The organism is Mycobacterium sp. WUMAC-067, from assembly GCF_020217485.1.
Lineage (GTDB): Bacteria > Actinomycetota > Actinomycetes > Mycobacteriales > Mycobacteriaceae > Mycobacterium.
In genome coordinates this window covers 1-9,948 of sequence record NZ_JAEKMI010000084.1, presented here as the reverse complement: position 1 = coordinate 9,948, position 9,948 = coordinate 1, and the positions used below count along the sequence as shown (strand labels likewise).

Genomic DNA, 9,948 nt, shown 5'->3' with positions numbered 1-9,948 from the left:
GCATTGCTGAGGTGCATGCAGTCCCGACCGCGGCGGGACTAGGGCGGGGTTAGCTCCAGTTCCAGACCGACATTTCCCCGGGGAAGGTAGTTGTTGCACACGTGGGTGGACTTGGCGACAACGCCCTTGTTGTTGCAGAAGATCTTCATGTGATTGGGCCACGCGAACCAAAGCGGATCGCCGTAGACAGCCTCGGAGAACACGCGAGTTTTGCAACATCCAACGCACCTTTCTCAATAGCGCCCGACGGTCGCTAAGACATCGACCTAAACGCCTACTTTCTGCTGCACCCCGCACCAGAAGACACTTCGGCGACATAGGCCCGCTGGTGACGTTGGCGGTTGGTCTATAGGGAAACCATCAAAGACCTCACCGTCGAGCATGAAGTCCTGAAGTCTTGGAGGACAAAGTGAAGCGGCTGCTGCGGAAAGAGGGGTTTGCGGACGGTGGCCTACGATGCGGGCTCATCGGCCTTGCGGCGGTGCGCGGCGAGGAAGTCATCGACGATGCGCTCACAGTCTTGACGATCGATGGCACGCAGCCCGGTGAGTCGGGCAAACGCCACTGGCCCGACGAGTTGACACAGGATGAGCTCCGGGTCGAAATCGTCGAGGTCGGCGCGGGCTTCGGGGCTTTGCAACAGGGCATCGAATGGCTGGCGATACTGGTCGATGATCCGTGTGCGCAGCGCGTGCCGGTCGTGGGTTTCCTGGGTGCCGTTTGGTGTGCGGCCAAGCGCGACCCAGGCCAGGGTGGTGACGTGCAGCGGTGCCTCCTGGAACAGCGTGGCCTGTCGGCTCAACAGTTCGATGAGTTGGTCGCGCAACGATCCCGTCTCCGGTGCAGGGTGGACCTGCGGCAGCAGCCTTTCAAATGTGGCGGCAAGCAGTTGAGTGGAGCTGCTGAAGTGGCGATACAGGGTCGTGCGCGCGACTTTGGAGGCTTTGGTGACCGCGTCGATGGTGACGGCTTCGATGCCGCCGGCGCTCAGGAGTTTGGTGGCCGCATCCAATAGCCGGGTTCGTGAGCGCAACAGGCGCGGGTCGACGTCATCATCGTCGTCGACCGGGAATTCCAGGGTGTCGCGCTCCATGTAGTCACCGTAAACCTCGCGCGTAGCTGGCCGGCACCGAATCGCGGCTGCATCGGTCGATTGATTCGACCCCTAGACGGCTACGCTACTACTAGTAGCGTAGCGATACCACTAGTACACTTGTCTGTAAGGGTCTGTGGGGCGAAGGAGGACGCATGATCGGGCAGCGGGTCGGACGATCCCTGGTTGAGCAGCTCCAGGGCGCGGCCACCACAGGCCGGTTCGTGTGGCGGACGAACGAACTCTGCCGGCGGGCGCGAGGGGGAATCGCACAGACGGGCGGGGCTGGTCGGCGATGAATGTGCCGCTTGGGCTAACCAAGACGCATGTGTGGGCGCGGGGGGTTCGCGATTTCAGGCTGGTCCGCCGCGGTATCACTCGGCGCCTACACCGACAGCCGCCGGTTGATGACCGCGGCCGCGTTCGTCCCCGTCACTACCCTCCTCGCTCCTGCTCCTACTTGGACGACGAGTTGATGAACCGGGAAATGTATGACCACGTGCGCGACGAGCCGATCAGGTTGATCTCCCGGCTGGGATTTCGCCTGCGCCGTTCATGAAGCGGTCACTGTTTCGGAGTCGGTGCATCGTCATTGTCAAACCGCCTGTGCGCAAAGGGATCACGTGTCGCTGTACCGGACATGCTGGACCGTCGACGGCGCGTTGGTCACCGCCTGAAGCGGCTGGTTGCGCGGCGGCGATCAGAGAGCTTCGGACACCGGTGGCGGTTTCGCCGGGCAGGTAGAAGGGTACTGGTAGTACTGTTGCGATACCGTTGATTTCTTTCGAAGTAGCGGGGCGGGGGATGGCAGACAACGGGTGGGTCTCTTCGGGCGTGGCGACCTTGAGTCGCCCTGTTCGGGAGCGACTTCAAAAGGTTGCGGCCGGTGAGGGCGCGTACAGCGATCGGCTAGCGCGCTTGGCGGGTTTCAGTATCCGACATAAGGTGCTGATCATCGGCATGTGGGTGGTGAGCGCCGCTGCCCTGGCGGTGCTGTTCCCGCAGCTGGAAACCGTTGTTAGACAGCAGTCAGTGAATCTCATACCGCGCGATGCGCCATCGCTTCAGACGGTAGACCGCATGGGCGCGGCCTTCGGCGAGCAGGGATCCAAGACGACGATATTTGTCGCGATGGAGGATCCGGCGGGCCTGACTGCGCCGGTGCGCGGACGCTACAACGCGATGATTTCCCGGTTGCGTGCCGATTCGGAGCATGTGCGCTTGGTTCAAGACTTGTTGGCCGACCCAGTCACCGCAAGCCAGGCAGTCAGCCAAGACGGCAAAGCCTGGTATGTGCCGGTGGGAGTGGCCGGAACGCTGGGCGATCTCAAAGCTGCCGAATCGGTCCAGGCGGTCCGCACGATCGCCGCCCAGGCATTCAGCGGCTCACCCACCGATGTTCGCGTCACCGGGCCCCCGGCCACCTTCCGCGATCAAATCGCTTCGGCCGAAGAGGATTTGGTTGTCATCTCGGTCGCGACAGTAGGCCTGATCGCGATGATTTTGCTGGTCGTGTATCGGTCGGTGTTTACCGCCTTGCTGCCGCTGCTGGTCATCGGCGTGAGCCTGGCGGTGGGGCGCGGAGTGCTATCAGCGTTGGGCGAATCGGGCATGCCGGTGTCGCAGTTCACCATCGCCTTCATGACGGTGATCTTGCTGGGTGCCGGCACCGATTATTCGGTGTTCTTGATCAGTCGATATCACGAGCAGCGACGCCAAAACGTCCCGCCGGATCTGTCGGTGATCAACGCGACCGCCACCATCGGGCGCGTGATTTTGGCTTCGGCCGCCACCGTGGCGTTTGCGTTTCTGGCCATGGTGTTCGCGAAGTTGAGCGTGTTCGCCGCGTTGGGTCCCGCGTGCGCAATCGCCGTCTTTGTCGGGTTTGCGGCCACGGTGACTTTATTTCCCCCGGTGTTGGCGCTGGCGGCCAAACGCGGCATCGGTGAACCCAAGGCCGACCGCACACGCCGCTACTGGAACTGGATCGCCGTGGCCGTGGTGCGTCGACCCGTTCCACTGCTGGTCGCCAGTCTGGCCCTGGTGCTAGGCCTGGCGGCCGTCGCGCTGACTATGCACATCAGCTACGACGATCGCCAAGGACAGCCGGCGACCACCGCCAGCAATGAGGGGTATCACCTGCTGGACCGCCACTTTCGCAAGGACGTCATCATCACCGAATTCATGCTGGTTGAATCGCCCACTGATATGCGCACCAGCAAGGCCCTGGCCGACCTGGATGAAATGGCGTCTCGGGTCTCGCAACTGCCTGGTGTCACCAAGGTCTCCGGTGTCACCCGGCCCACGGGCGCACGCCTGGACCAGGCTCAACTGTCGTGGCAAAACGGCCAGATCGGTAACAAGATGGCCGGCGCGGTCGCCAAGGGAGACGCCCATAAGGATGACCTGGCCAAACTCACCCACGGCGCCGACCAACTCGCCGGCGGTCTCGCGCAACTGGACACCACCTTGCGCACCGCGTTGACACCGTTGACCGGGATCCTCACTCAGGCCCAGTCGAGTGGATCCCAAGTCCAGCGGTTCCGTCCGCTGCTACAGCAGCTTTCGGCTACCGCCCCTGCCGTCGACCAAGCCATCCGAACCGGTCCGGGGCTGCGTCAGCAAGCCGACCAAGCCCAAAACGCAATCGCCGCCATCGACCCGCTCGTCGGTGCGCTCAACACCTCCCCATGGTGTGCGACCACACCGGAATGCGCCCAACTCCGCGACCAGGTGCAGATCCTGGTGACCCTGCGCCATACCGGCTTCTTCAACCAGCTTGCCAACCTCGGCGACCTGTACCAGCCCGGCAGCGACACCGCGGCCGGCACCGTGGCCGACGTCCAAAACGCAATCACGTCGCTGGACAAGGCTTTCGGAGCACTCGGCGACCCTGCCGACCTGGCCGGCAACATCCGCCGCCTCCAAAGCGGCATCAGCCAACTCGCCTCCGGCGCACAGGCCCTCGCCACCGGCGTGCACACCCTGGCCGACAGCAACATCGAAATGCTGTCGGGCATGAGCCAAATCGCCACCCAACTGCAGAATTCCGCACGAACCACCGCCGGCTCAGACAACGCCAGCGGCTTCTACCTTCCCACCAATGCCTTCGAGAACCGCCAATTCGCCGACGTCGCAAAGCATTTCCTGTCGCCCGACGGCAAAACCGCGCGTTTCGCCATCGAATCCAGTTACGACCCCTACAGCAGCGACGCGATGAACCTCGCCCACAAAATCACCGAGATCGCCGATGCCGCACGACCCAACACCTCGCTGGCCAACGCCACGGTGTCGATGGCCGGATTCCCCGCCGTCAACTCCGACATCCAACGCCTGCTTTCCGCCGACTTTCATCAGCTGGCCTTTGCGACCCTCGTCATCGTCGGCCTCATCTTGGTCGTATTGCTGCGCGCCCTGGTCGCCCCGCTCTACCTGTTGGGTACCGTCGTGCTCAACTACGGCGCCGCGCTCGGACTGGGAACCCTCGTCTTTCAATATGGCCTCGGCAAGGAAATCGCCTGGCCCGTACCGCTTCTAGCGTTCATAATCCTGGTGGCCGTCGGCGCCGACTACAACATGCTGCTCATCTCGCGACTACGCGAAGAATCGACCCACAACATTCGCGTCGGCGTCCTGCGAACCGTCGCAAATACCGGCTCAGTCATCACTTCGGCCGGGCTCATCTTCGCCGCCAGCATGTTCGGCCTGATCGTCGGCTCCATCGCGATCATGATCCAAGCCGGGTTCATCATTGGCTGCGGCCTACTTCTGGATACCTTCGTCGTTCGCACGCTCACGGTTCCCGCGATCGCCACACTGCTGCGCGAAGCGAGCTGGTGGCCGCAACGGAAACCCCTGACTCACAACGGCCGACCACATCGGACCACATGACAATTAGCCAGGAGCGCATCCGCACCAGCGACGGGATCACTCTCGTGGCCGACTGCTACCGGCACGCCGCGACTCGCCCCGTCGTGCTGCTCCTCCATGGCGGCGGTCAGAACCGTCACGCGTGGGCCACCACCGCTCGTCGACTCCATTCCCACGGCTACACCGTCGTCGCCTACGACACACGAGGTCACGGCGACAGCGACTGGGACCCGATCGGACAATACGACGTCGAACGGTTCGTATCCGATCTGATCTCGGTACGAGGACACGTCAGCGCCGACAGTCCCCCCGCCGTCGTCGGCGCGTCGCTGGGTGGGCTGATCATCCTCGCTACCCATCTGCTGGCCCCACCCGACCTCTGGGCAGCCGTTGTCCTGGTCGACATCACCCCGCGGATCGAATTTCATGGAGCCCGTCGCGTCGTGTCATTCATGGCCGCCCACCCCGACGGATTCGGCTCACTCAATGACGCCGCCGACATCATCGCCGAATACAACCCCCGGCGCGCGCGACCCGAAAATCTCGACGGCCTGCACAAGGTCCTGCGGCAACGTAGCGACGGACGATGGATCTGGCGCTGGGACCCAGCGTTCATCAGCTCCAACTTCGATGTCCTGCAAGGCAATCTCATGACAGGCAGCGAGGAGTTCGACGCCATCAGCGGATTTCTCGCCGAAGGAGCACGTCGAATCACGGCCCCAACGCTGTTAGTACGCGGCGCACTGTCAGACGTAGTCTCCCAGGAAACCGTCAACGAATTCCTCCAGCTCGTCCCGCACGCCGAAACGACGGACGTCACCGGCACCGGTCACATGGTTGCCGGCGACAACAACGACGCGTTTACCGCCGCGGTCACCGACTTCCTCGACCGCACCACAAGGACCCCGACGTAAGCATCCAGCGAACCTGCACCCGCCCCGGCTGACACGTCGGACACCCATCGAGATGGCTCGATCTATCGTTCGCACGCCTTCGGCGCTTGTGCCGTCCTGTCGCCAGGCGCGCGGCTACTGATGCGCCATGGCCACTGATTGTGTTGCGTCTAAGTCATTCTCGTCAACAGGAAGGTCGTGCCGAATCACCCGGACTCGACCCCGCGGCAGACACGCCATGTAGCCGTGGCACTTGCCATAGAGCTCCCACGAAGTCGCCGCCGCATCCGGGTCGACATCGATGCGGTGGCCGCGGGAGAAACACAGATGCAGCGCACCGTCGTCGTCGCACCAGGCACGCGTGCAGATCGCTCCGGCCAGGTCCAACAGTGGCCGCTCCTCGGCCGAAAGATTGATAGGGTCGATCAACACTTCTTCCTCAGGCCAGCCTGCTGCCGGAGGGAGGGTCAGCCGCATCGGTCGGGAAATCACCAGCTGGTTGTGATCGTCCAGGTCGACTACCAGCCCTTCGTGCAGCGAGACTCGTTGCACGGTGCACTGCTCGATCCATTGCGTGTACATAACAACTCCCTTCGACGCACCGGCGAGTCACCTACCTATGCTACCGCTAGTAGCGCACCGATACTATTAGTATTGCTATGCGCTCTAGCTCGCGTTCCACGCAGCAAGAATGCGCTGCAGACCTCGATCAATGCGCTCGCGCGCCTCCGCTGCTGTCGCCCGTCCGACGACGAAAGCCATTAGATTGGCCAGCCAGATATCTGCGATGACTCCGGCGATCTGTCGCTCGCAAGCTCCCTGCGTCGGCCCACCAACCGTGCGCGCCAGCATGCTTTCGACGACGTCGGCGGCGTGTTGCACTGTCAAGGCTTCGTCTGTGCCCGCCATAACGAATGCCCGAACCACGGCCTCGGTGAGCTGCAGGTTTTGCTGCCACTCGTCGTGGAGCCGCGCTGTCAACGATCCCAGTCGGTCACTCGGGGAAGCGGCGCACGTGCTCCAGTCGCGTTCCTGATTCACCCGCTCGAACTCACGGGCGAGCAGCGTCACCAGCAGGTCGGTCTTCGACGCGAAATGGTCATACAGTGACCCGACAGTGATGCCAGCTTGCTTGGCCACCGTCTTGAGACGCACGGCCTTGAAACCGCCCGCCGTTGCGACCGCTCGGGCAGCATCGAGGATTGCGGTGCTGCCCCCGGTACCGGTCTCGGAATCTGGCGCCGCGCGGAACGGTACGTCAACCGACACTACGACTTCACTTCGGGGATAGACCTTTCGACGAGGAGGTGGCGGGATGACATTCCTCAAATCCCCCTTCGGGGAAGACGATGTCTTTGCAGACCGTTGGATATGCGTGCAGCCGCAAGCGCAACTGCAAGAGCCGCGAGTGCGGTAAACGGGGCTAGCACGAGCGTACTGGTGACACAGCCATGAGTGGGTACTGAAGCTGTGCCGTCCAGACCGCGGTGCGAAACGCGGACCCGATCGGCGGACGCTTCCGGGCGCACTCGGCAGCGAATACTCATGCGGGTAGCCGCAATTCCCCACGCAACCCACGGCACCCGACGCTGCGACACCGGCAAGGAAATACCCCCAGTACTTTCGGTTTCGCTACGCTACTGTTCGTACCATAGCTCATAATGCAGTTGGAATGTCACATTGACGAAGGTGATGGCATGCCGTCAGCAAACATCCGCTCGTTACGGGACCGACGCCGCGCCGAGTTGATCTCCGAGATCCAGAACACCGCACACCAGCTTTTCGCCGAACGCGGATTCGCTGCCGTGACAACCGAGGACATCGCGGCCGCGGCCGGAATCTCGATCAGTACCTACTTCCGCTACGCACCCACCAAGGAAGACCTGCTTGTCGCACCCGTCCGGCAAACGGTCGCCGAAATCGTTGCGTCCTACCGCGCCCAGCCGTCCGATGCATCAGCAACCGAAACTCTGATGCGTCTGCTTATCGAAACCGCTTGGGACAAAGCAAATCAGAATCTGCAATACTGGCGAGAAGCCATCCGGACCGCCCCCCACCTACTGGGCGAATCGGCGCTGATCAGCGAGAACGATAACCACCGGCTCATCGAACTGGTCGCTACGCATATGGACGTCGACGCGGTGACCGACATCCGCCCCTCGCTGCTGGTCCACACGGGTTTGGCCACTGCACAATTCATACTTCGGCGCTGGCTTAGCACGGACACCAAAACGAGTCCACCGCTCCACATTCAACTGGAACAAGCCTTGAGAATCACACTAGCCGGATTCGACTAATCGCGGACCGCGATGAACCATCGCGCTCGGCGGCAGCCGCGGCCGTTGCCACGTCCACAGCCCGGAGGACCCGGCCGGTAACCCGAAACCCCACACCATATTTGTAACGGCAACCACCGGTGATCAAATGGGCTAACCCTAGTGGGGCAGGCGCAATTGCTAGGTAGAGCCCGCTTTTCGGGTGGCAAGATACTGATTCCAGTCGCGTTTGGCATATGCCGCCCAGCGGGTCGCGGTGACGATATCGATGGCGAGTAGGTCGGCCAGAACTGCGCCCGGTAACTCGGCTGCCATTGTGATGAGGCCGGTGTTGCGACCGCCTCGGATTGTCAGGCCGCTATGTTTGAGTCGCTTGCCGAACACGCCCGAGTTGACTGGGCGGTCTGGTGTTCGTCCGGGAAACAGGAGCCGGTCCGGTGTTGAGGGTTCGGGCAGGGTCGAGCGCCGGGTTGGACGCGGCAGTTGTGCGAGCAGTTGGGCGAGCTTAGGAGGCAGCACCATTTCGTGGTCGCGCAGGGTGAGGTAGGTGTGGCCGTCCTGGGTGTGTATCTGGTTCTGTCGTAACCCGAGTACTCGCATGGTGGTGATTCCGTACAGCAGGATGAGCGCACCACTGGCGCGCACATCGATGTCAATGGTGTTGTCGTTGAGGCATCGGCGGAGTTGCTCGAGGTGCGTGGCTTCGTCGATGAACACCGAGGGCGGGCTGGGTCGGTTGGCCGGCGCGGAGGCGCCGTGGGTGATGCGACGCTGAGTTGTCCAGTGCAGGAAGGGCCGGATCTCTCGGTGTCGCCAGGTGCCGTGGGCCAACCAGTTGTCGATGTCTGCTTGGTCCATGGTGGCGAGGGTGCGTCCCCGGGTCTCGAGCCAAGCGAGGAATTCCAGTGCGACGCACACCTGGCGGCGAATGCGTGCTGCCCCGGTGTCGGCGTCGTCTGAAAACTGACCCCGTGTCCCCGGGTGGTTTCTAGGGGCGGTCGCAACACTTCTCTAGGTTCTGGAGGTTGTGTTGTCATCGTCGCGTCGCGTGAAAAAAGGCCCGGGCCGACGGCCACAGTCCGCCAAGCGTGAGCGATTTACGGAGCTGCGCGCCCGGGGCTGGTCCATCTTGGCGGCGGGTCGTGAAGTCGGTGTGTCCCGTACCGCAGCAAACAATTGGGCAAGGGGGTACAAAACCTATCGGCGTGGCGAGGCCGTGGGATTCGTGCCCGCACTCGATCGTTTGGCTGTGCGCCAGATCAGCGATCGCTATCTATCCGAAGAGGAGCGGATCGGCATCGCCGATCTGCGCCGCACGGGCATGGGTGTTCGGCAGATCGCCACCACGCTTGGCCGGGCACCATCGACCGTATCGAGGGAGTTGCGCCGCAACAGCCGCCGCGACGGCCAGTACCGGCCGTTTGAAGCCCACCGCTGGGCGGTTCAGCGCAGAGCGCGTCGTCACCAGCGGCGGGTCGACAAGAATCCCGCCCTGTGTGACCTGATCGCCGAGCTCCTCGCTCAACGGTGGAGCCCGCAGCAGATCGCCCGACACTTGCGGCGCGAATACCCCGAGGACCGATTGATGTGGTTGTGCCACGAAAGCATCTACCGGGCTGTGTACCAACCCCATTCGCGCTTGATACGGCCGCCACAGGTCAGGTCGTCACACCGGGGTCCGTTGCGCACTGGCAGGACCCATCGCCGCGCGCACCAGCGGCCGGGTCGGCGGCGTCCGAGGTTCGCCCAGCCGATGTTGTCGATCCATCAGCGGCCATTCGCTCCCGCCGACCGCAGCCAGCCGGGGCATTGGGAA

At 63.0% G+C, this 9,948-nt stretch carries 8 protein-coding genes and 1 pseudogene; 4 read left to right on the top strand and 5 right to left on the bottom strand.

The window, feature by feature from the left end:
• Positions 1-49 precede the first annotated feature (49 nt).
• Together JF781_RS26555 and JF781_RS26550 are read right to left on the bottom strand one after the other, a co-directional pair.
• Positions 50-206: pseudogene (locus JF781_RS26555) on the bottom strand (DUF5078 domain-containing protein); the annotation flags it as partial.
• A gap of 245 nt (positions 207-451) precedes the next feature.
• Positions 452-1,093 carry a TetR/AcrR family transcriptional regulator gene (locus tag JF781_RS26550; protein WP_007172204.1) on the bottom strand — a complete coding sequence of 214 codons (642 nt, stop codon included), beginning with the start codon at positions 1,091-1,093 and terminating at the stop codon, positions 452-454.
• An 804-nt stretch (positions 1,094-1,897) separates the two neighbouring features.
• On the opposite strand from JF781_RS26550, the gene JF781_RS26545 reads away from it, so the two are divergent.
• Together JF781_RS26545 and JF781_RS26540 are read left to right on the top strand one after the other, a co-directional pair.
• On the top strand, positions 1,898-4,984 hold the full coding sequence (locus JF781_RS26545) for an RND family transporter (RefSeq protein WP_170945430.1): 3,087 nt from the start codon (positions 1,898-1,900) through the stop codon (positions 4,982-4,984).
• On the top strand, positions 4,981-5,877 hold the full coding sequence (locus JF781_RS26540) for an alpha/beta fold hydrolase (RefSeq protein WP_033717417.1): 897 nt from the start codon (positions 4,981-4,983) through the stop codon (positions 5,875-5,877). Before JF781_RS26545 ends, JF781_RS26540 begins: the two co-directional genes overlap by 4 nt.
• A gap of 114 nt (positions 5,878-5,991) precedes the next feature.
• On the opposite strand, the gene JF781_RS26535 is transcribed toward JF781_RS26540, so the two are convergent.
• Positions 5,992-6,438 (bottom strand): DUF6188 family protein, encoded by a 447-nt coding sequence (locus tag JF781_RS26535; RefSeq protein ID WP_007172201.1) that lies wholly within the window; start codon positions 6,436-6,438, stop codon positions 5,992-5,994.
• Positions 6,439-6,522: 84 nt separating this feature from the next.
• Positions 6,523-7,125, bottom strand: coding sequence for a TetR family transcriptional regulator (locus JF781_RS26530; protein ID WP_088295654.1), 603 nt, complete (start codon positions 7,123-7,125; stop codon positions 6,523-6,525).
• Positions 7,126-7,553: 428 nt separating this feature from the next.
• Here JF781_RS26530 and JF781_RS26525 point away from each other — a divergent pair, with 428 nt between their 5' ends.
• Positions 7,554-8,153 carry a TetR family transcriptional regulator gene (locus JF781_RS26525; protein ID WP_033717415.1) on the top strand — a complete coding sequence of 200 codons (600 nt, stop codon included), beginning with the start codon at positions 7,554-7,556 and terminating at the stop codon, positions 8,151-8,153.
• A 159-nt stretch (positions 8,154-8,312) separates the two neighbouring features.
• On the opposite strand, the gene JF781_RS26520 is transcribed toward JF781_RS26525, so the two are convergent.
• Positions 8,313-8,849, bottom strand: a complete 537-nt coding sequence (locus JF781_RS26520) for a hypothetical protein (RefSeq protein ID WP_179299263.1) — start codon at positions 8,847-8,849, stop codon at positions 8,313-8,315.
• 532 nt (positions 8,850-9,381) lie between these two features.
• Here JF781_RS26520 and JF781_RS26515 point away from each other — a divergent pair.
• The coding region (locus tag JF781_RS26515) for an IS30 family transposase (protein ID WP_225330508.1) at positions 9,382-9,948 on the top strand (567 nt) is incomplete at its 3' end.

Bases quoted from the DNA above. Each gene is read 5' to 3' on its own strand.
- JF781_RS26550 (WP_007172204.1), bottom strand. From the start codon at position 1,093: ATGGAGCGCGACACCCTGGAATTCCCGGTCGACGACGATGATGACGTC.
- JF781_RS26545 (WP_170945430.1), top strand. From the start codon at position 1,898: ATGGCAGACAACGGGTGGGTCTCTTCGGGCGTGGCGACCTTGAGTCGC.
- JF781_RS26540 (WP_033717417.1), top strand. From the start codon at position 4,981: ATGACAATTAGCCAGGAGCGCATCCGCACCAGCGACGGGATCACTCTC.
- JF781_RS26535 (WP_007172201.1), bottom strand. From the start codon at position 6,438: ATGTACACGCAATGGATCGAGCAGTGCACCGTGCAACGAGTCTCGCTG.
- JF781_RS26525 (WP_033717415.1), top strand. From the start codon at position 7,554: ATGCCGTCAGCAAACATCCGCTCGTTACGGGACCGACGCCGCGCCGAG.